This window comes from Myxococcus guangdongensis (genome assembly GCF_024198255.1).
GTDB lineage: Bacteria > Myxococcota > Myxococcia > Myxococcales > Myxococcaceae > Myxococcus > Myxococcus guangdongensis.
Map to the genome: position 1 here is coordinate 409,799 of NZ_JAJVKW010000007.1, position 21,336 is coordinate 431,134.

Genomic DNA, 21,336 nt, shown 5'->3' on the forward strand with positions numbered 1-21,336 from the left:
CTGGCGACCCCCACCCGCACAACCATCACTCAGAGTGAATCGCCTGCTCGCGCCGCTCCGGTGAACGCGGATCACCCCGGCCGTCGCATCAGGCACTGGAGCGAGAGCTCACCCGAGACGGCCGGGGCGGCCCGAACAGGCGCCTGTCCGCACGCTGACCCACACCCCGATCAATGATTACTGAGAGTGAAGTCCTCGACCCCGGACCCTACCTGCGGGAGCGCCTCAGGTCTGCGCGCGGCGAGACGCCTTCTTCTCGCGCTCGCCGAGGGCGGCCTGGAGGAACTTGCCGGCCAGCTTCCGGCCGATCAGCTCCTGGGCAATCTCCCCAGCCTCCACCAGCCGGTCCAGGTTGATGCCGGTCTCCACGCCCATGCCATGGAACATGAAGACGGCGTCCTCGGTCGCGAGGTTGCCCGCGGCGCCCGGCGCATAGGGGCAGCCCCCCAGCCCGCCGATGCTCGCGTCGAAGGTCGTCACGCCCGCGGACAAGCCGACGAGCGAGTTGGCCAGCGCCGTGCCCCGCGTGTCGTGCAGGTGCAGCGCCAGCTTCTCCACGGGGATGTGCTTGAGCAGCGCGTCGAGGATCTCCTCGGTCTGCCTCGGCGTGCCCACGCCAATCGTGTCCCCCAGGCTGAGCTGGTAGATGCCCGCGTCCACCAGGTGCCGGCAGATGTCCACCACGCGCTCCACCGGGACGTGGCCCTCGTAGGGACAGCCCCACACGGTGGAGAGGTAGCCGCGCACGCGCATGCCGGCCTGGAGCGCCGCCGAGGTGACCTCGCGCGCGCCGGCCATCGCCTCCGCGATGCTCTTGTTGATGTTCTTCTTGGAGTGGGCCTCGGACGCGGAGATGAACACCGCGGCCTCCTCCAGCCCGGCCTCCTTCGCGCGCTCCAGTCCCTTGAGGTTGGGCACCAGCGCGGAGAACACCACGCCCTCGCGACGCCCCACCAGGCGCAGCAGCTCCTCGGCGTCGGCGAGCTGGGGAATCCACTTGGGCGAGACGAACGAGGTCACCTCGATGCGCTTCTCGCCCGCGTCCACCAGGGCATTGATGAGCCGCGCCTTGTCCCGCGTGGGCAGCGTGCGCAGCTCGTTCTGCAGGCCGTCGCGAGGACCGACCTCGTACACGTCCACCCGCTTCGGCAGCTGGCCCAGCAGGTTCCCGCGCGCTCGTGAATGGGAGGTCTCAGGCATCTCGCAGCACCGCTCCAACAATCAGGTCGGCCGACAGTCGCGTCAGCGGCTCGCCATCGAGTCCGCCATGCACCCAGGAGATCGAAAACCCGGTGCTTTCCAACAGCGCGGTCAGTTCCGCAAGGGGATAGTAACGAATGGCGTAGGACGCAGACAGGACACGGCCGTCTCTCAAGGTGAGGGTCCGCCGCCCCTCGTCGCGCCCCGTCGCCACATCGAAGCGACTCTCCTCCGCCAACACGCCCCCGTCCGGAAGGGTCCGCTGGAACGCGGCGCCCGGTGACGCGGCCAGTCGCTCGTGCGGCACCGTGTGGAACACCAGGAGCCCTCCCCGCCTCAACGCCCGCGCCACCTGCCGGAGGATGTGCACATGCTCCTCGTCCGTGAAGGCGAACAGCGTGGAGTACCACGCATACGCCCCCGCCAGAGAACCCTCCCGGAAGGGCAGTGCCCGGAGGTCGCCGCGCACCACGGGGAAGCCCGGACGTCGCATCGCCAGCGACAACGCATCCCGCTCCAGCCCGATGACGCGCCCCGCCAGGGGGCCCGAGGCCTGGAGTCGCGCGGCATGGCGGCCATGGCCACAGCCCAGGTCCACCACGGGCTCGGGGCCGGGCACGTCGGCGAACACGCGCGCCAGGTAATCCGCCTCCCTCGCCGTCACGCTCTCGGACAGGAAGGGCAACGTGCTGCGCAGGTACAGCTCGCCGAAGAAGTCCACGCGCGCACGTCGGCGGCCGGGAAGCACGGCACCGCCCTCCTCTGCCGGGGGATGTAGCAACCCCGTCCCGCCGTCGCAACGCGGGGCGCCCGCCCTTTCAGCGCCCGGGCCCGAGCTTCGCGCGCAGCCGGCGCACGGCCTCGTCCAGCACCGCGTCCGTCTTGCAGAACGCGAAGCGAGCGAGCCCATGGCCCAGGTGGCGGTGCTCGGGGCCGTAGAAGACGCTCGGAGGGATGGCCGCCACGCCGACCTCCGACACCAGGTGCCGACAGAAGGCCACGTCGTCCGCGAAGCCCCGGCCGGAGATGTCCGTGAGGATGAAGTAGCTGCCCTCCGGGACATGCGCCTTCAGGCCCGCGTCGCGCAGCCCGGACAACAGCCGCTCCCGCCGGGCGGCATAGGCCGCCGACAGCCCGTCGAAGTACGTGTCCGGCAGACGGAGCGCCGCCGCCATGGCCGCCTGGAAGGGGGACGCGGTGGCGAAGGTGACGAACTGATGCGCGCGCTGGATGGCGTCCCGCAGCGCGGGCGGGGCAATCACCCAGCCCACCTTCCAGCCCGTGAGGCTGAACGTCTTGCCGCCGCTGCTCACCGTCACCGTGCGGTCCGCCAGCGAGGGCACGGTGGCCGGGCGCACGTGGCGCGCGGGGGCGAAGGTGATGTGCTCGTAGACCTCGTCGGACAGCACCTTCACGTCATGCTCGGCGCACAGCGCGCCGATGCGCTCGAGCTCCTCGCGCGTGAAGACCTTGCCCGTCGGATTGTGGGGCGTGTTGAGGATGAGCAGCCGCGTGCGCGGGGTGAAGGCCGCGCGCAGCTCGTCCCAGTCGAACCACCACTGCGCATGCGCCGCGTCCGGCGGCCTCAGGGGGACCCAGCGCGCCGTGGCGCCGACGAAGGTGATGTTCGCGTCGTACGAGTCGTAGAACGGCTCGAACGCGATGACCTCGTCCCCCGGGTCCACCAGGCCGAGGATGACGTCGAGGATGGCCTCCGTGGCCCCGCTCGTCACCGTCACCATGGTGTCCGGGTCCACCGTCTGGCCGTAGAAGCGGGCCGAGTGCTCGGCGATGGCCACGCGCAAGTCCCGCGCGCCGGTGCTCATGGCGTACTGGTTGACGCCGTCGTGGATGGCCCGCCGCGCGGCCTCCTTCACGGCCTCCGGCCCGTCGAAGTCGGGGAACCCCTGCCCCAGGTTCACCGCGCCGTGCTTCTGGGCCAGCGCGCTGAACTCGGAGAAGACGGTGGTGCCGAACCGCGACACGCGCTGCGACGACACGGACCTGGACATGGAGCGCTCCCGACGCGGCCGGCCTCGAGGGCCGGAACGTGCTCAGGGGCGCAGGATAGCGTCCACCGGGACGGAGCGCGCGGCCCTCTCGCTCTCGCGCTGCCGCGCCGCCCGCGTGAGCGCCGTGGCCATGCCCACCACCACCATCACCAGCGGCACCGCGCACAGCAGGTCCGTGGCGTAGTGGAAGCGCCCCGCGAGCGTCGCGAAGATGAGCCCCATGCCCGGCAGCAACATCACCCAGAACACCTTCCGGGAGAACCGCCACGCATAGAAGAGGACCAGCAGCGTGGTGCCGGTGTGGCCCGACGGGAAGCAGTCCCGCGCGAAGACGGGCCGGCGCATGATCGAATCCAGCCACGGCGTCAGCGTGCCCTGCAGCGGCCCATCGAACGCGTCGATGAAGAAGTAGCGCGGCCCCACGGCCGGCACCAACGAGTACGCCGAGTAGTTCAGGATGAACAACAGCCCCAGTCCCAGCAGGTACTCGTCGAACTCCGGCGAGGCCCCATGCGCGCGGCGGTACAGGCCGATGCCCAGCACCAGCGGCCACACGAAGTGGCCGTAGTAGCAGAGGAGCAGCACGTCGTTGAGCCAGCCGGGGATGACGTTCGCCAGCACCACGGAGGCCTGGAACCCGAAGATGCGCTGGTCCGCGGCCACCAACTGCGCGTCCCGCAGGAACGGGTTGAGCGTGTCCACCACGGGGGTGAGCCAACCGTGCGTGAGCACCGCCGCGGGCAGCAGCCAGAAGTCCGCCAGGATGGTCAGCCACCGCTGATGCGGGAAGCGGGACTCGAGCGTGCGCAGCACCAGGGGACCCGCCGCCATGGAGGCGAACAGCCAGACATGGTGCAGCGAGCCCAGCGTCCACCGCCCGGGGCCGAGCAGCACCAGCGCCGCGAGCGAACAGGCGATGACGATGATGAGGTCCACGGGCCCCAGACGGACCTGTGCCTCACGGGAACCCTTCACCGGGGCGGCGCCACGCAGCCCCTGGGCATTCGAGAGACTCACGCCGATTTCCGCTCCCCCGACGACCCAGCCTCGGACTCGGCCGCGTCGAGATCGAGACTCCGGACGACCGCGCCCTCCCGCGTGACGAGCAAGCCCTTGCGCTCCTTCCAGCGCTCCAGGAGGGCAAGCAGCGCGGGGAAGAAGACCGTGGTCCCCAGAAAGGTGCACACGACCCCGAGGAGCGCAATCTGTCCGATGCTCCGCAAGCCCTGGTGGTTGGCGATGAGCAGCGCGCCGTACCCGGCCGCGTTCGACAGCGTGGCGACCACGGCCGCCAGCCCCGTGTGCCGCACCACCTTGCCGAGCGAGCCGGGGCCCTCCTCCTCGTACCGGTGATACAGGTGCACGGAGTTGTCCACCGCGATGGCGAGCAGGTTCGGCAGCACCACCGCGTTGATGAAGTTGAGCTGCACGTCGAACAGGTACATGCCGCCCGCCAGGCACGTCATGCCCAGGAACAGCGGCCCCGTCACCAGCAGCGTCCGCTTCAGGCTGCGCAGGCTCACCAGGATGACCAGGAACACCGCCGCCGCGGCCGCCCAGAGGATGAGCGGACCGTCCGCGCTCACCAGCGCGAAGATGCGCGAGGCGATGCGGTTGCTGTCCAGCACCGACATCTCCACGCCCACCGCCTTCGCGCCCTCCACCACCTGGTCGATCTGCGCCGCCCAGCGCGTGAGGTCCTTGGTGTCGTAGTTCGACACGGAGGGGAACAGCAGCAGGAAGGTGCCCTTCCCGTCCGTCGCCTCGAAGCGGCGGCGCACCTCCACGGGCAGCGCGTCCAGGCCGTACGGCTTCGCCTCCACCATCCCCTGGAACTCCTTCAGCCGCGGGTCCTCGTACGCCGCCTCGGGCAGGCCGCGCAGCAGCGTGCGGATGCCGGTGATTTCGACGCCCCGCCGCTCCACGTCTCCGGGCACCAGGTCGTTCAGGGAGGTGGTGCGCAGGAACACGGAGTCCGCGCCGTTCTTCTGCTTCACCTCGGCGATGATCTGCTCGACCTTCGCCGCCTGCCCCAGGTCATCCACCAGGAAGATGGCGGGGTTGAGCGGCTGCCCCAGCTGCTCGGTGACGTGGTCATCCAGCCGCGACGCCGGGGAGTCGCCCTTCAGCTTGCGCATGTCCGTCTCGAAGCCCAGCCGGGGCGCGATGGAGACGGAGAACGCGGCGAAGCCCACCACGGCGAGCGCAATCAAAACCAGGACCGACGTGGGCCACCGGCGCCACTCCCGCTCGGGCTTCGGCGGGGCGACGGGGGCCGCCTCCGACGCGGGCGCCGCGTCCACGCGGGCTGGCCGCAGCCGCTCCGCGATGGCCAGCAGCGACGGCCCCAGCGCATAGGCCGCCAGCACCGCGAGCAGCACGCCCAGCCCCGCCAGGAAGCCGAACTGATTGAAGGCGTGGAACTGCGCCAGCATCAGCACGAAGAAGGCCGCCGCGTTCGTCACCGCGGACGTCATCGCGCCGCTGAAGGTGCCACCCACGGCCGTGGCCAGCGCCTCGCGCGCGGACCGGGTGCGCCGCTCCTCCCAGTAGCGCATGCACAGGTGCACGCCGTACTCGATGCCCAGGCCGATGAGGATGGCAACCAGGAAGCCCGTCACCACGTTCAGGTGGCCGATGGCCAGCCACGCAATGCCGAACGTCAGCAGGATGCCCACGACGACGGGCAGGCCCACCACCGCCAGCGCCGCGATGCGCCGGGTGGCCAGGAGGATGAGGCCGATGGCGATGAGCGCGGACAGCGTGCCGGCGCGCGACAAGTCGCCGCGCATCACCGCGTCCTCTTCGATGCGGTTCTGGAAGTTGCCCGTCGCCTCCAGCGTCACCGCCGGATAGCGCTCCGACGAAAGCGTGCGACCCGTGCCCAGCGCCAGCTCCACGAAGCGGCGCGCGAAGTCCAGGTCACCCGCGGTGCCCATGGGCTTGAGCATCAGGTAGACCTCGGTGCCGTCCGCGTTCGCCAGGGACTCGTGCACCGGCGCGTTCGGCGAGTGCTTCTGTGCGATCTCCTCGAACGTGGGCGGCGGAGGCGTGGCCCCCAGGTCGATATAGAAGGGGTTGGCCTGCTGTCGCTCGTAGCGCACGCGCGCCGTCAGATCCGCGCGCAGCTCCGCCAGCGTCTCCGCGGGCAACAGCCACAACGCGTGCCGCTTGAAGAACTCCACGTCGTAGCTGTGCTCGACGTAGCGCACCTCGGGCAGGGCCTCCAGCCGCCCCTTCAGCTCGCGCGCGTAAGCCTTCAGCCGCTCGGGTGTGTCTCCCTTCGCGACGATGACCAGGTACCCGTCCCCACCCGCCTTCTGCGACACGCGTGTCAGGTCCTGGACTTCGCGGGCACCCTGGGGCAGCAGCTCCACGAATGAACCACGGAACTCCAACCGCGACGCCAGTGCCATACCGCCGGCGGCCAGCAATGCAGAGATCAGCAGCACGTACCAGGGCCGGGAGACCGCCGTCTGGATGAACCCCTCGAACCACCGTTGCCGCAGAGACCTGGCCACCGTCCACTCCTCGATTTTCGCCGGGCTTAGCAAATTCCCGGCCAGTCGTAGCCCCCTCAAACAACGGGCCTTCACAAAGCCTTCCGTCCCTCGGTCGACTGCTCACGCACGGAGGCGGGCGAGCGGCCATGTTTCCCATTATCCACTGGAAGACGATCTGCGTCGGCGGGGTGCCACCAATGCAACGGTGCTGTCAAGCCAAGGGGGCTTCGGGCCCCTCTCGCAAGGGTTCCAAGCAACGGTCCGCGCCTTGACACTGCCCCTCGGCCTCTTTATTCACGGCCCCGCGTCCCCCGAGGGAGGTCGACGGGCGCATGGTTGCCCCCGGCTCGGGAACGAGCCCTGCAAGGTGAGTGGCGACCGGCAGTGCCGCAAAACGCCTCTCTTGAAGAGGCCCCAAACCCTCCCCCGACGCAGACCTACAGAAAGAGCACCATGAGCGACGTCTTCGACAAGTGCAGCAATTGGAAGGACTACCGCATCGCGAAGGCCACCGGCCTCTACCCCTATTTCCGCGTCATCGAGGCGTCGCACGGCGCCACCGAGGTGGAGATCGAGGGCAAGCGGGTGATCATGGTCGGCTCCAACAACTATCTGGGCCTGTCCGCGGACCCGCGCGTCAAGGAAGCGGCCATCAAGGCGACGGAGAAGTTCGGCACCACGTGCTCGGGCTCGCGTCTGCTCAATGGCACGCTGGCGCTGCACGAGGAGCTCGAGGGACGGCTGGCGAAGTTCCTCAACCGCGAGGCCGCGGTGGTCATCTCCACCGGCTTCCAGACGAACCTGGCGCTGTCCTCCATCCTGGGCCGCCACGACATCGTCTTCAGTGATCGCCAGAACCACGCGTCGCTGGTGGACGGCATCCGGCTGTCGTTCTCGACGGAGCGCAAGTTCCGCCACAACGACATGGACCACCTGGAGCAGCTGTTGTCCCAGGCCGACCCCAACGCCGGGAAGATCATCATCACCGACGGCGTCTTCTCCATGGAGGGAGACGTCTGCAACCTGCCGCGAATCGTCGAGCTGGCGAAGCAGTACAACGCGCGCGTGATGACGGATGACGCCCACGCCATGGGCGTGCTGGGCGAGAAGGGCCGGGGCACCTCCGAGTACTTCGGCCTGGAGAAGGAGACGGACCTGGTGATGGGGACGTTCTCCAAGAGCTTCGCGTCGCTGGGCGGCGTGCTGGCCGGCCCCTTCGACGTCATCAACTACATCAAGCACAAGTCGCGCTCGGTCATCTTCTCCGCGTCCATGACGCCGGCGTCCATCGCGTCCGCGCTCAAGTCGCTGGAGATCATCGAGGCGGAGCCCCAGCGCCGCGCGCGCCTGCTCGACATCGCGGAGAAGATGCACAACGGCTTCCGCGCCATGGGCTTCGACACCGGCGTGTCCGTGACGCCCGTCGTTCCGGTGCACATCGGCGACCAGACGAAGTGTTTCCGCTTCTGGCGCGCGCTGCACGAGGCGGGCGTCTTCGCCAACCCGGTGATTCCGCCGGCGGTGGAGGCGGGCCACGCGCTCATCCGCACCTCGTTCATGGCCACGCACACGGACGCGCAGCTGGATCGCGTGCTGGACACCTTCGAGACCATCGGCCGCAAGCTGGGCGTGATTCCGCAGACGCGCCCCACCGTGTACGAGCCGGTGCAGATCGCCCGCCCGGGCACGTCCGTGCGCTCCAACAAGGCGAGCGAGAAGTGGGCGGCGGGCTCCGCGGGCATGCTGGCGGACAAGGGCGGCATCACCCTGGACCAGCTGTCGCGGATGTCGTCGCGCGAGGTGGCCGGGAAGATCTTCGACGCGGTGGAGCAGCTCACCTGGCGCGCGGCGAACCTGCAGCCGGAGGACCTGCGCCAGCTGCGCGCGGCGCCCATGAAGCTCTGGGAGAAGCGCGGCGAGCTGCCCGGCTTCCTGTTGGAGAAGGGCGCGCACTTCTTCCTGAAGAACGGCACCGACGGCAACTCCGCCGAGAGGACCTGATTCCACCATGGCCCTGCCCGCCGAGCCGCCCGCAGTACAGCCCGCCCTTCCTCCCCTCCCCTCGGACGTCCTGGTGACGCCCGTGCGGGACGCCGCGGCGCGGATGACGTTCATCCGCTTCCCGTTCTCGCTCTACACGGGCGACCCGAACTGGGTTCCTCCGCTGGAGATGGAGCGCAAGGACTTCCTGGACCCGAAGAAGAACCCCTTCTTCGAGTACGGCGAGGTGGAGCTGTTCCTCGCGTGGCGAGGCCAGGACGTGGTGGGCCGCATCGCCGCCATCCGCAACCCCCGGCACCAGGAGATCCACGGCACGAAGGAGGGCTTCTTCGGCCTCTTCGAGTGCGTGAACGACGCGGGCATCGCGCGGCTGCTGCTGGACGCCGCCGCGTCGTGGCTGAAGGAGCGCGGGCTGGACAGCATGATCGGTCCGGCCAACTTCTCGTCCAACCAGGACTGGGGTCTGCTGGTCGAGGGCTACGAAGTCCCTCCGGCCATCATGATGCCGTACAACCCGCCCTTCTTCTCCACGCTGATGGAGGCGTGCGGGTTGGTGAAGGCGAAGGACCTGCTCGCCTTCGATTTGTCCTCGTCCGCGGAGCCGCCGGAGAAGGTGGTGCGCATCGCGGAGAAGATGCGGCAGCGCGAGGGCATCACCGTGCGCCCGGTGAACCTCAAGGACTTCCCCGCGGAGGTCGAGCGCATCCGGGAGATCTACAACTCCGCCTGGGAGAAGAACTGGGGCTTCGTGCCCTTCACCGACAAGGAGTTCGACCACCTGGCCAAGGAGATGAAGACCATCGTCCGGCCGGAGCTGGTGCTCATCGCCGAGGTGAAGGGCGAGCCGGTGGCCTTCTCCATGACGCTGCCGGACGCCAACGTGGCCCTCAAGGCCGCCAACGGGCGCCTCACCACCTTCGGCCTGCCCATCGGCCTGACGAAGATGCTGCTGGCCTCGCGCCGCATCCATCGGCTGCGCCTCATCACCCTCGGCATCAAGGAGGGCTACCGGCGCCGGGGCCTGGACGCCATCCTGTACCTGGACACGCTGCGCACCGCGCACCAGTTGGGTTACTCGGGTGGAGAGATCTCCTGGACGCTCGAGGACAACCACCTCGTCAACCGCGCCATCGAGTCGATGGGCGGCAAGCGCTCGAAGACGTACCGCCTCTACCAGCGTTCGCTGTAGCGCCCAGGGAGTCCTCGCCGTGCGTTTCCTGCTCACCGGTGGCACCGGGTTCATCGGCCAGCGGCTCGCGAGCCGCATCATCGAGCGAGGCGACTCGCTCACCGTGCTCGTGCGTCCCAGCTCTCGCCGCGAAGCCCTGGCGGCGCTCGGCGCCCACTTCGCCGTGGGGGATTTGACCACGGGCGAGGGGCTCACCCAGGCCGTGCGCGACGTCGACTGTGTGCTGCACCTGGCCGGCGTCACCAAGGCCCGCGAGCCCGCGGGCTACTTCGAGGGCAACGCCAACGGCACCCGCCGCCTCGCGGAGGCGATGGCCGCCCTGCCCCACCCGCCCCGGCTGGTGTACTGCTCTTCGCTCGCCGCCGCGGGCCCGTCCACGCCCGAGCGTCCTCGTCGCGAGGAGGACCCACCGGCCCCCGTCTCCACCTACGGCCGCAGCAAGCTGGGGGGCGAGGAGGCCGTCCGCGAGCTCGCGGACAAGGTGCCGTCCGTCATCGTCCGTCCGCCCATGGTCTACGGCCCGGGCGACGTGGAGTTCATCCCCTCCGTCATCCCCATGGCGAAGCGCGGCGTCGCGCTCAAGAGCGGCTTCGGCCCCAAGCGCTACTCGCTCATCCACGTGGATGACCTGAACACCGCGCTGCTCGCCGCCGCCGAGCGCGGCCCGACGCTCGACAAGGCCGACGCGGCGCGGGGGGTGTACACCGTGTCCGACGGGCACGAGTACACGTGGGAGGAGGTCTGCGCCGCGGTGGCCCGGGCCCTGGGCCGCGCGCCCCCCACCGTGCTGCCCGTGCCCGACACCCTCGGCTATTTCCTGGGCCTGGGCTCCGAGGCCATGGCCCGCCTGCGCGGCACCGTCCCCATCCTCAACCGCGACAAGGTTCGCGAGATGACGTGCGCCGCGTGGACATGCACCACGGAGCGCGCCTCGAAGGAGCTGGGCTTCGCGCCCACCATCCCCCTGGACCAGGGACTCGTCGGGACGCTCCAGTCCTACGGCCACCCGGCCGCCGCCCGCTCCTGAGCCCTGGAACGACGAAGGCCGAGGCCCTCTCTCGAGGAGCCCCGGCCCGAAGCCACGTCGGCGTGGGTTCAGCTCACTTCGCGGGCGCCGCGGAGCCGCCGGTGCCCTTGGCGGACTGGGCCGCGTTCTCCTTCTCCAGCTGAGCCCGCTTGGTCTTCAGCGTGGAGAGCAGGCCATCGAACCCCTTGGTGCTCAGCAGCTTCTGGAACTGGCCCTTGTACGTGTCCACGAGGGACACCTCGTCGGTGACGACGTCGTAGATGCGCCACTCGCTCTTCGCCTTGTAGAGGCGGTAGTCGACGGGAATCTGGTCCTTCTTGAGGGTGAGCGTCGTGTCGACGGTGGCCTCGGAGTCCTTGATGGTCTCCTTGCCGTACTTCACGTCCGCCTGCGCCTGGCCGATGGCCTTCTGGGCGTAGGAGGCGCGCAAGAGGCCCGTCATCGTGTCGGAGAACTCCTTGCGCTGGGCGGGCGTGAGCGAGTCCCACGTCTTGTCACCCAGGGCGCGCCTGGCGAGCTCCTGGAAGTCGACGAACTTCTCGACGACGGTGGCGAGCGACTCGACGGTGGCGCCGGGAGCGTTGGCGGCCTTCTGGACATCCGCGTTCCCGGACTTGACGACGGTGAGGGGCGTGGGCGCCGCGGCCAGCAGGGTTGCGGCGAGCAGGGAAGCAATCATGGTTTTCGGCTCCGTGCAGAAGGTCGGTACAGCGGACAGGCGCGTGGCCCCGATTATTCACCCAGGGCCGGGGGCGTCCCGGTGACACGTGAGAGGGCCGCCATTCCCAACCGGACGTCGAACCAGCTCTTCGCCCGGTCGCCTGTAACCTGCGCATAGGCGGTGAAGGCGTCCACCAGGTCCCTCGTTTCGCCGGTGCCCAGGTCGAAGGCGGCGAAGGCGGAGGTCACCCAGCGACGGGCGCTCTTCTCCGCGTCGGTGAAGGCCTTGGCCTTGGCCCACGCGGCCACCAGCTCGCCGTGGACCTTGGTCACCTCCAGGCGGATGGCGGCGTGGATCTGCTTCTCCTGGGCGCGCAGCTTGTCGAGCTCCGCGCGCGCCTGATCCAGCTGCGCGTCCTTGATGGGGATGTCGAACGTCCCCCGCATCACCAGGCCGATGCCCGCCGTCCTGTCGTTGTACGGGTCATAAGCGAAGGGGCTGCGCTGCCGCGTCGCGCTGGTCGTGAAGCGGAAGTCGTAGAAGCCCGCGAGGCCGAAGTCCGGGAAGTAGCTCCGCTCGCGAATCAACACTTCGGACTCGCGCGCGACGATGCCCGCGGCGACCGCGGTGAGCTCGGGGCGGTACTGCTCGGCCAGCTCCAGCGCGCGCTCCAGCGAGGGGGGCTGCACCTCGTCCTCGAGCGGCAGGTCCTCCTCGACGACGGCGACCTCCTCGCCCGGCGGCGCGTTGGCGAGCAGGCCGATGGCCGTCATCGCGAGCGCGCGTCCCTGGATGACGTCCGCCTTGCGCGCCTCCACCACCTGCCGGAAGAAGCGGACCTTGTACGTGTCCACCTGGGATACCTGCGGCGACTCCTCCTTCAGGAGCGCGGCGATCTTCTCGGCGGCGTCCTCCAGGCGCTTGGACACGTCCTCCATCTGCTGGAGACCGGAGCGCGCCAGCTGATAGCTGAAGTACGCCTGCGCGGCCTGGAAGCCGACCTCGTCGCGCACGCGCTCACGCAGCGCCGCGCCGAGGATGGGCCCCTGGGCCCCGGCCTTCTCCAGCGCGGACAGCTTGCCGAAGGTGTAGAGGGGCAACACCGCGTTGCCGTTGGAGAACACCGTCACGCCCACCTTGCCGAAGTCGAGGTCTCCCTCGAGCGAGGCCTTGGTGGTGGGCGGACCGCCGAGGCCGTCGTTGCGCGCCTCGGGGATGGGGCCGCCCATGCCCACGGTGATTTCGAACTTGGGGAACCAGGCCCACCGCGCCTGCTTGTAGAGCGCCTCGAACTTGCGCAGCTCCGCGGAGGCCTCCTCCACCCGCAGGTCCGACGTGCGCGCGCGCTCCACCAGCTGCGCCAGCGTCAGCGGACCGGCCTTCTGCGGGGCCTGCGTGTCGGGTGCGTTGGCGACGTCCTGCTTCACCTGCTGCGCCTCGCGCGCGGGCTCCTTCATGGGAGCCGGAGACACCGTCCGTCCACCCGAGGGCGTCGTCGACGAGTCCACCGACTCGGGAGCAATCGTCGGAGGCCCGGGGGGAAGCGTGCCACCTCCGGAGCCCGTCGTCGGCGCGGGCGACTGCGGCCCCGAGACTCCAGACGTCGAGGAGCCAGGCCCCGGCGCCGGTGTCGAGCTCCCCGTGGTCGGCGTTCCGGACGTGCCACCGGCGGTCCCCGTGCCGGAGGTCCCGGATGTCGTTCCGGTCCCCGTGGTCCCTGGCGTCGAACCGCCACCCTGCCCCGCTGAGCCCGGTGTGAACTGCGCGGCCGACATCCCGGCCGCGAGCACCAGCGCCACTGTCACGCCTCGATCCAGGTGTCTGCGCATCACTCGGCCTCGTGCGGGCCCCATATCCGAGAACCCGGCGACGGCGCAGCATCTTCGTTCGCCGACGCACAGTCATTGACCAACTTCGTTCGCTGTCGAGAGTCGTCCGGCACACGCATCCCTGTCCCGCACCACGCCGTCGCACCGACAGATGCGTGATGCAGAAAAACGCAGCGGCGATTTCTTCAGGAGCTCCGGACCGCGGAGACACGAACGGACCGGAGGTCTCGGCGAGGTCCGGGGCCTCGAAAACGAAGGGCCCGCGGATCCGCGTCGCGTGACGGGAGGGACTCCAGCGCGCGCGCCGTCGACGGCGCCTCGTGACACCCGCCGGAAAAGCAGAAGGCCCGCCGGGTTTCCCAGGCGGGCCTTCCTTACTTCAGAGTGGAGCTAACCGGGATCGAACCGGTGACCTCTTGAATGCCATTCAAGCGCTCTCCCAGCTGAGCTATAGCCCCGTCTTTTGCTACCGGCCACCTTGGGGAGCGGCCCGACGTCGAAAGTGGGTGCCTTCTACCGCCTCTTGTTCCCAGGGCCAAGAACTGTTTGCGGCTTCGGTGCGTTTTTTCCAACCTTCAACCGCTCAGCGACTTCTTCCCCTTCCCGGAGGATGTCCGTCAGCTCGCGCGCGTGCGCCTCGGCCGCCTGCTCAGCAGCCTCGATGGCCTTGAGCGCGGACGCGAAGCTGGCCGGCAGCTCCAGCCTGCCCTTCTGGATCTGCCGGTAGACGAGCTCACCCAGCTCCTTGAGGGCGCGCTCCTTCTGGTCCTTCAACACGGTGGCCTTGGCGTTCGCCCGGGCCAGGTCCGAGTTGCGCTCCACCGCCTCACGGAGCTGCGCCAGACGGGCCTGCGCCGCCTGGAAGGCCTCGTTGATCTGCTTCACCACGTCGGACTGCTTCGGGTCGGCCGGCACGTCGGTGACACCCCTTGAAGAACCTACGGTGGCGTAGCGTGTGGCCTCGTGGACTGTCAACCCTGCCCGGTCCGCCGGAGCCTCGCCGCGAAGAAGCCGCCACCGGGAACGCGCGGAGGCAGCGCCTTGAGGTACGGCCCCTGCGCCGCGAGCGCCGCCCGTTCCGCTCCGAGCACGTCCGCCACCGGCTCCAGCGTGAACTCCGGGTGCTTCGCGAGGAAGCCCTCGACGACCGCTTCATCCTCGTCCGGCAGCACCGAGCACGTGGCGTAGACCACCAGCGCCCCGTGCTTCGCCTGCCGGCTCACCTCGTCGAGCAGCTCCGACTGGGTCGTCTGGTACTTGGCGATCTCCGCCGCGTTCAGCTTCCACTTCTGATCCGGCTCGCGCGCCAGCGAGCCTGTCCCGCTGCACGGCGCGTCGATGAGCAGCACGTCCGCCTCGGACAGCGGCAGCGGATGCGGGAAGGCCACCTGTCTCAAGGAGAAGTGACGCACGCGCTCCCGGGCCTCGGCCAGCCGGCGACGGGAGCGATCTCCCGCGAGCACCCGCCCCGAGGGGCCGACGAAGTCCGCCAGCGCCAGCGTCTTGCCGCCCGCGCCCGCGCAGACATCCGCCACGGTGAGCCCCTGCAGCGAGCCCCCCACCGGACGACACACCTCCGAGATGAGCTGGCTGCCCACGTCCTGGACCTGAAGACGCCCGGTCTTCATCATCCGCGTCTCGAAGATGCGGTGGCTCGCGTCCACCACCCGCACCGCGTCCGGCGACGCGAGCACCGCCTCCACGGCGACGCCTTCCTCCTGGAGCGCGGCCAGCACCGCGTCGCGAGTCCCCGGCGGCCGCACCCGGAAGTGCAACCCGGGCTCCTCGTCGAGCGAGGACAACAGCCCCTCGAGCACCGACTCCGGATAGGCCTGCGCCAGCTTCTGCACCAGCCAGTTGGGGAACGAGTAGCGCACCGCCAGCCGCTCCGCGTGGGTGTCCGGCAGCGGCGCCTCGGGCAGCGCGGACTCCACCACCTTCTGGAGGACCTCGTCCTTGAGGGTGCGCGGCCTCACCGGCCCGGGGAGCCGGACCTCCGGACCGATGCGCGTCCAGCCCTCACCACAGAAGATGCGCCGCCAGAGCGCGTACCGGACCAGCGCCTGGTCCTCGGTGAGCACCAGCTTCCCCGGGGGATGGCCCAACAGCTTCGCCGCCAGGTCCAGCAAACGTTGATGCCGGGACAGCTCGCGCACCACGAGCGCGGCGAACCGGCGCTCCTGGCCTCCGAGCCCGTCCGCGTCGCGCAGCGCATTGGCCAGCGCGGCCTTCAAGGGTTCGCCGCGCAACACCGCGATGTGCGCCTCGAGCGCCGCCGTCGCTCCCCGCCTCGAAGGACGACCGAGTCGCGCCGCCTCCAGCGGATGTGTGGGCCAGACAGTGTCCACGGATGCCAACCTGCCCTTTCAACCGTCCAGGCCGAGCGTGATGACCAGACACCCGGTGCTCGTACGCACCTCGGGAGAGTCCTCCGCGCCCACGAAGAATGCCGCCGGGGCCACGAACCGCGTCCCCTCGACGTCCAGCTCGCCCTCGAGCAACAGCGCCGCCTCGCGTCCCCTCGGCCGCGCCGCCCAGGCCCACTGGCCGCCCGCCACCAGCCGCACCCAGATGGCGCCACCCGCTCCGCCACCCGGCGACGCCAGGTGCACGCCGGGCGAGCACTCCACCCAATCACCCTCCGAGGGAACCGTCGTTCCCCGGGAGGCCGCCTCCACGCCCCGGTGCACGGCGAGGAAGCGCTCCACCAGTCCGAGGATGTCCTCGATCTGGAAGGGCTTCACCAGGATGCCGTCGGGCACATAAGGACGCAGCGCCCGCGCCACTTCCTCCGGGGACGCCGCGCTGACGATGGCCACCGCCTGGCGCCCCTTCCGAGCCGCCTCCAGCACGGCCCGCCCGCCCGCCTCGCTGCCGCCGATGCGCAGGTCCGTGAGCACCAGCTCGAAGCGCTCCTGGGAGAGGACCTCCAACGCCTGGGCCACGTCACCCACCGAGCGGACCTCCGCCAGGTCGGCGATCAACTCGCCCATTCCTTCCCGGAGGCTCGCGTCGTCCTCGACCAGCAGAACCTTCATCTCGGGGTTTCTCCGACGCCCCTGACGGGAGCACGTCCTCCACACTCCCGGGCAGGGGGGCCGCCCAGCGGATGCTGGCAGCCCGCCCCTCGCGGGAAGTGGCCCTCCCCGGACTCGAACCGGGACGCGGGGTCAGCCGCAGCGGATTTTGAGTCCGCCTCGTCTACCAATTTCGACAGAGGGCCGTTTGTTGCTGAAGCGGCCAGACGTATACCGCGATGGCCGCGCGGATGCATCCGAAGATTGCGGTGCTGCACGTACATCGCTATGAGGGCCCCCGCATGTACAACCTTCTTATCTCGCTGGCAGTGGGAATCGTGGTCGCGCTGCTGGTGAAGCTCGCCAACTTCTCCATCTGGGCCGGGCTCGTCCCGGGCCTCATCGCGGCCGTCGTCACCTTCTTCTTCCTGGGTCGCCGGGTCGCCGGGCAGATCCAGGCGCTCATGACGACGGTGCAGGCGGACCTCCAGTCCCAGCCCACGAGCAAGAAGGACGCCGAGGGCCGGGTGGATCGCGCGGTGAAGACGCTGGAGAAGGGCCTCGCCTTCGACAAGTGGCAGTTCATGGTGGGGCCGGAGATCCACGCGCAGATTGGAATGTTGAAGTACATGGTGAAGGACCTGGACGGCGCGCTGGTCCACTTCAAGAAGGGCAGCTCGCGCAACTACATGGCCAAGGCCATGGAGGGCGCCCTGTACTTCCAGCGCAATGACACCCCGGCCATGAAGGCGGCCTTCGAGGCGGCGGCCAAGAGCGGGAAGAAGGAGGCCATCGTCTGGGCGGTGTACGCCTGGTGCCTCCTGCAGAAGAAGGAGAAGGACGAGGCCCTCCGGGTGCTCGGCCGCGGGGTGGAGGAGAACCCCAAGGACGAGAAGCTCAAGGCCAGCCTCGCCCAGCTCCAGAACGACAAGCGCCTGAAGATGAAGCCCTACGAGCCCATGTGGTGGCAGTTCGGCCTGGAGACCCCGCCGATGATGCCCCCCATGGGTGGCGGTGGCGGCCGGCGCATGCAGTTCGTTACCCGACGTTGATCCGCGGCGACCGGACAGGAGTGGAGGGTGCTCCCACCCTCCTCCGTCCGGGAATTCCTACCGGTTCTCCACGACGCACGCTGGAACGACTTCCGCCCTCCTCCCCCTGGCGGCGCCGCGCGCGCGTGCAACCCCCTGAAATGACGTCCGCTCGGATGCCCTCCCCGAGGGCATGCAGCTTGCTCCTCGCCCACGCGCGTCGATGGGGGTGACTCCCCGTCGGCCAGGGCGATGGGCTTGGCGGCCGGAGGTCTCGGGTGAAGGTTGCGGGAGGCGGTGGGTGCTCGCGGGACCGGGAGGCGGCGGATGCGCCCGGGGCGCAAGGGCGGCGGGAGCACCTGGTGGGGCGTGGCGGCCGGGACCTCGGGTCCGCCAATCATCAGGAGCGCAACGAAGCGGAGAGGTTCATGCAACGGCGAGGGCGCACCTCGGAGCGGTCCCTCCTCCTGGTCATCGAGGACGACGCGAGCGTGCTGGAGAGCCTGTCGGACCTGCTCGCCTCGCGTTTCGACGTGCTGGGAGCGGCGGACGCGGGCGTGGGGTTGGAGCTGGCGAGGGAACATCGGCCGGACCTGGTCCTGCTGGACAGGTTCCTGCCCAGCGGGGATGGGCTGGCGGTCCTGGAGGCGCTGCAGGAGGACTCCCGGACGGAGTCCACCCCGGTCATCTTCCTGACCGGGGACGCGGACGAGGCCACCCTGGAGCGCTGCCTGGAGATGGGCGCCGTGGACTTCATCCACAAGCCGGCGAGCGCGAGGGAGCTCATGGCACGGATCGACCGGGCGCTGCGGCAGAGTGAACAGCAGCGGCGGCTGCAGATCCTCGCCCAGACGGATGCCCTCACGGGGCTGGCGAACTTCCGGGCGCTCACCGTGCGGCTGGAGGAGGAGCTCCGGCGGGCCCAGCGCTACGGCTATCCGTTGAGCGTGGTGGTCATCGACCTGGACCACCTGAAGGCCATCAACGACGGCATGGGCCACGACGTGGGCAACCGGGCCATCCTCGCGCTGGCCAACCAGCTCAAGGGCAACCTGCGCGAGTCGGACTTCGCGGCGCGCTTCGGCGGCGACGAGTTCGTGGCGCTCCTCCCCCACCAGACGGCGTTGGAGGCGGCGGTGTTCGCCGAGCGCATCCGCGCCGGGCTGCGCTCCGTGGGCGTGCAGAAGAGCGACGGCCGCCCCGCCTCCTTCGGGTTGAGCGTGAGCGTGGGCATCGCGGACCACACATTGGAAACACCCCGGGACGACACCGAGGGGCTGATGAAGGCCGCCGACGCGGCCCTCTACGAGGCCAAGCGCGAGGGGCGCGACCGGGTGGTGGTGTTCGGCCGTCCGGCCATGGCGCCTTCCGTGCAACGACACTGAGCGCGGGCACGACGCAGCAGGCGACGGCGGGAAGCAAGAGGGCGCGGATGATTCTGGGCAACAGGCTGACGAGCGGTTCGAGGGTTGCGGTCGTCGGAGGCGGTATCGCGGGTGCGGGGCTGGCGGCCTCGCTGCTCTTCAATGGCAGGGCGCGGGGGCTGACGCTCGATGTGCGCGTCTACTCGGGTGGCCTGTCGGAGCGCACCGCGCCGCCCGCCGTGCTGACGCCGGAGTGTCGCTCGCGGCTGGCCGCGCTGGGCTGTCGCATCCCCACCGAGTGGCGCGCCCACGAGCTGCGCGGCGTGGAGATCATCTCCGAGGGGCGGCGCGAGCTGCTCCCCTCCGCTCCCGGTGGCCTCTGGGTGGTGGACGGCTGGCCGCAAGGACAAGGCGGCCTGGCGCAGGTGCGGGACGTGCTGGCCACGGCGGCCAGCGCCCAGGGCGCGCGCTTCCTCGAGCGGCACGTGGACCGGGTGGAGCGTCAGCCCGCGGCCCCCGATGCGCCGGCGTCCGTGCGAGGCGCGGGCCCCCTGGTGGTCCGAGCCCAGGGAGGCGGCGAGCGCTTCCACGCGGTGGCCCTGGCGGGGGGCGCGGGTCCCCTGATGGGCGACAACTTCTTCCCGGGCTTCCGGCCGGCGCCGATGATGCCCGCGGTGCAGGCGCGGCTGCGGCATGCGTCGTCGCGGCTGGAGATTGCTCCGGTGGCGCGCCTCTGGGTGGCGCCGCTTCCCACGGTGGATGGGTTGTTCCTCCTGCCGGGCGCGGACTCCGTCTATGCGCTGGCCTTCGGGCCCGCGGTGACGCCCGCCGACCTGTGCCAGGCGCTGATGATGGCCTCGCGGGATGGGCTGCTCGAGGAGGGCTTCGAGCTGGCGGCGCTGGAGACCACGCGGCTGCCCTTCGGGCCCGGGCGCACGCTGGTGGCCCCGGGACAGATTGCCGTGGGTCCGGCGGCCTTCGGGCATCCGCTGCAGGTGGGGCTGTCGGAGACGCTGGCCTCGTGCAGCCGGGCCGCGGTGGCGCTGCTGGACGGCGGGCTGGATGCGGGGGCCCTGGAGCGCCGGTATGTGCGCGAGGGCCTGTGCGAGTTGATGGAGGACGCGTCGGCCGGAGCCCGCGCGGTGGGCTGGCTGCGACGCGCCGGCAAGCGGGCGCCCTCCGCCTTCGTGGCGGCGAAGGGGCGGCGCACGTCGGTGGGTGTCTATGGCGGTGGCGTGCTGGGATTGAACGCGCCCACGCCGCTGGCCCTGTTGGGCGCCGTGCGCTGGGCGGGCCTGCGCGAGACGATGAGCAACTGGCTGCGGATGTCGCTGGAGCCGGTGCCGCTGGCCATCCCGGAGCTGGAGCCGGACCTGTACTACGTGGTGGATGACGACGCGGATGCGCGCGAGGCGCTCACCGCGCTCCTGGAGAGCACGGGGGCCAAGGTCGTCTCCTTCGCGGATGAGCTCGCGTTGTTCTGCGCGGTGGCGCGGAGGCCTCCGACGGCCATCGTCCTCGACGTGGTGCTGCACTGGGTGGATGGGCTGCGCCTGTGCGAGGGCTTGAAGCAGCATCCCCTCACGCGCAACACGCGGGTGGTGGTGATGAGCGGGTTGAACCGGCCGCACGTGCGTCAGCGCGCGCTCGACGCGGGGGCGGAGGCCTTCCTGCCCAAGCCCGTGGACCCGGAGCTGCTGCTGCGCATCCTCACGGGCCGCCTCACGTCGTCCACCAGCGCGAACGAGGTGCTCACGCCCCTGCCCCCGAGCGACACGGGCGCATCGGACCGCTACGCCGCTTATTAGTCACGCGAGGCGTCGGCGCGAAACAAGAGGGCACGGCGACCGGGAGGTCACCGTGCCCTTTCGATTGAGATTCGGCGTGTCGGGTCTCAGGACGAGACGGTGGCGCCGCGCATCGCGCGACGCAGTTCCAGGGAGCCCGCCATGAGCGCGATGCCGCGCATGAGGATGGAGATTCCCACCAGGGTGCCCACCAGCCACACCGCGGAGATGGGCCACTGGGCCATCACGATGACGCCCAGCGCGATGGAGATGGCGCCATAGGCGAAGTCCCAGCCCCACCTCGGATAGCGGTCCATCAGCGACGTCACCACGTGGAAGATGCCGCTCGCGAAGAAGTACCCCGCGAGCAGGAGCGTCAGCGCCCCCAGGCCCGCGGCGGGTTTCATCAGGACGAAGATGCCGACCACGGTGGAGAGCACACCGTTGAGCAGGTAGAGCCAGAACGGTCCGCCCGACTTCCGCACGCGGAAGGACGAGACGATCTCCGCGATGCCAGTCCCCGCGAGCAGCGCGCCGAAGAGGATGACGGAGACCAGGCTGGTGATGAACGAGGACCCCAGCGCCACCAGGCCCAGAATCGCCATCAGCACGCCGAGGACGAAGGGAGGACCCCAAGCCGCCGAGGCAGCTCTTCCCCCTTCGCCTGAGAGGGTGTCACGTCTGAACTGTGTCTCCATGTCGCTCCGCTCCCGCG

17 protein-coding genes and 2 tRNA genes are annotated in these 21,336 nt (G+C 70.0%); 6 read left to right on the forward strand and 13 right to left on the reverse strand.

Annotation, left to right across the window (positions count from 1 at the left end; translation table 11 throughout):
• Positions 1–225: 225 nt before the first annotated feature.
• The 5 genes from LXT21_RS23350 to LXT21_RS23370 all read right to left on the reverse strand — a co-directional run bounded on the left by LXT21_RS23350 (position 226) and on the right by LXT21_RS23370 (position 6,733).
• Positions 226–1,200, reverse strand: coding sequence for a hydroxymethylglutaryl-CoA lyase (locus LXT21_RS23350; RefSeq protein ID WP_254040379.1), 975 nt, complete (start codon positions 1,198–1,200; stop codon positions 226–228).
• Positions 1,193–1,921: a class I SAM-dependent methyltransferase gene (locus LXT21_RS23355; protein WP_323394879.1), complete on the reverse strand. Its 729-nt coding sequence runs from the start codon at positions 1,919–1,921 to the stop codon at positions 1,193–1,195. Before LXT21_RS23355 ends, LXT21_RS23350 begins: the two co-directional genes overlap by 8 nt.
• A 97-nt stretch (positions 1,922–2,018) precedes the next feature.
• Positions 2,019–3,212, reverse strand: coding sequence for a methionine aminotransferase (locus LXT21_RS23360; protein ID WP_254040381.1), 1,194 nt, complete (start codon positions 3,210–3,212; stop codon positions 2,019–2,021).
• Between the two features lie 42 nt (positions 3,213–3,254).
• Entirely contained in the window at positions 3,255–4,187 is a 933-nt protein-coding gene (locus tag LXT21_RS23365) for a phosphatase PAP2 family protein (RefSeq protein WP_407667023.1), read from the reverse strand.
• Positions 4,188–4,225: 38 nt separating this feature from the next.
• Positions 4,226–6,733 (reverse strand): efflux RND transporter permease subunit, encoded by a 2,508-nt coding sequence (locus LXT21_RS23370; protein WP_254040382.1) that lies wholly within the window; start codon positions 6,731–6,733, stop codon positions 4,226–4,228.
• Between the two features lie 435 nt (positions 6,734–7,168).
• On the opposite strand from LXT21_RS23370, the gene LXT21_RS23375 reads away from it, so the two are divergent.
• The 3 genes from LXT21_RS23375 to LXT21_RS23385 are packed head-to-tail and all read left to right on the forward strand — an operon-like array spanning position 7,169 to position 10,932.
• Positions 7,169–8,716 (forward strand): aminotransferase class I/II-fold pyridoxal phosphate-dependent enzyme, encoded by a 1,548-nt coding sequence (locus tag LXT21_RS23375; RefSeq protein WP_254040383.1) that lies wholly within the window; start codon positions 7,169–7,171, stop codon positions 8,714–8,716.
• A 7-nt stretch (positions 8,717–8,723) separates the two neighbouring features.
• Positions 8,724–9,905: a GNAT family N-acetyltransferase gene (locus tag LXT21_RS23380; RefSeq protein WP_254040384.1), complete on the forward strand. Its 1,182-nt coding sequence runs from the start codon at positions 8,724–8,726 to the stop codon at positions 9,903–9,905.
• A gap of 19 nt (positions 9,906–9,924) precedes the next feature.
• Positions 9,925–10,932 (forward strand): NAD-dependent epimerase/dehydratase family protein, encoded by a 1,008-nt coding sequence (locus LXT21_RS23385; RefSeq protein WP_254040385.1) that lies wholly within the window; start codon positions 9,925–9,927, stop codon positions 10,930–10,932.
• A 73-nt stretch (positions 10,933–11,005) separates the two neighbouring features.
• Here the strand turns inward: LXT21_RS23385 and LXT21_RS23390 are convergent, their stop codons facing one another.
• The 7 genes from LXT21_RS23390 to LXT21_RS23420 all read right to left on the reverse strand — a co-directional run bounded on the left by LXT21_RS23390 (position 11,006) and on the right by LXT21_RS23420 (position 16,645).
• The gene (locus LXT21_RS23390; RefSeq protein ID WP_254040386.1) at positions 11,006–11,611 is read right to left on the reverse strand and encodes an MlaC/ttg2D family ABC transporter substrate-binding protein; all 606 of its coding nucleotides are present in this window, start codon (positions 11,609–11,611) and stop codon (positions 11,006–11,008) included.
• 53 nt (positions 11,612–11,664) lie between these two features.
• Positions 11,665–13,050, reverse strand: a complete 1,386-nt coding sequence (locus LXT21_RS23395) for a TolC family protein (protein WP_407667018.1) — start codon at positions 13,048–13,050, stop codon at positions 11,665–11,667.
• A 757-nt stretch (positions 13,051–13,807) separates the two neighbouring features.
• Positions 13,808–13,880, reverse strand: a tRNA-Ala gene (locus tag LXT21_RS23400).
• Between the two features lie 55 nt (positions 13,881–13,935).
• Positions 13,936–14,337 carry a hypothetical protein gene (locus tag LXT21_RS23405; RefSeq protein ID WP_254040388.1) on the reverse strand — a complete coding sequence of 134 codons (402 nt, stop codon included), beginning with the start codon at positions 14,335–14,337 and terminating at the stop codon, positions 13,936–13,938.
• Between the two features lie 56 nt (positions 14,338–14,393).
• Positions 14,394–15,674 carry an RsmB/NOP family class I SAM-dependent RNA methyltransferase gene (locus tag LXT21_RS23410; RefSeq protein WP_407667024.1) on the reverse strand — a complete coding sequence of 427 codons (1,281 nt, stop codon included), beginning with the start codon at positions 15,672–15,674 and terminating at the stop codon, positions 14,394–14,396.
• 114 nt (positions 15,675–15,788) lie between these two features.
• Positions 15,789–16,460, reverse strand: a complete 672-nt coding sequence (locus tag LXT21_RS23415; RefSeq protein WP_254040390.1) for a response regulator — start codon at positions 16,458–16,460, stop codon at positions 15,789–15,791.
• Positions 16,461–16,559: 99 nt separating this feature from the next.
• Positions 16,560–16,645, reverse strand: a tRNA-Leu gene (locus tag LXT21_RS23420).
• A gap of 96 nt (positions 16,646–16,741) precedes the next feature.
• Here LXT21_RS23420 and LXT21_RS23425 point away from each other — a divergent pair.
• From LXT21_RS23425 to LXT21_RS23435, 3 genes are all read left to right on the forward strand, one after another.
• Complete coding sequence (locus tag LXT21_RS23425) at positions 16,742–17,491, forward strand: tetratricopeptide repeat protein (protein WP_254040391.1); 750 nt, start codon at positions 16,742–16,744, stop codon at positions 17,489–17,491.
• Positions 17,492–17,898: 407 nt separating this feature from the next.
• Entirely contained in the window at positions 17,899–18,855 is a 957-nt protein-coding gene (locus LXT21_RS23430; RefSeq protein WP_254040392.1) for a diguanylate cyclase, read from the forward strand.
• Between the two features lie 47 nt (positions 18,856–18,902).
• Positions 18,903–20,642: a response regulator gene (locus LXT21_RS23435; RefSeq protein WP_254040393.1), complete on the forward strand. Its 1,740-nt coding sequence runs from the start codon at positions 18,903–18,905 to the stop codon at positions 20,640–20,642.
• 86 nt (positions 20,643–20,728) lie between these two features.
• On the opposite strand, the gene LXT21_RS23440 is transcribed toward LXT21_RS23435, so the two are convergent.
• The gene (locus LXT21_RS23440) at positions 20,729–21,319 is read right to left on the reverse strand and encodes an HdeD family acid-resistance protein (protein ID WP_256571888.1); all 591 of its coding nucleotides are present in this window, start codon (positions 21,317–21,319) and stop codon (positions 20,729–20,731) included.
• Positions 21,320–21,336 lie beyond the last annotated feature (17 nt).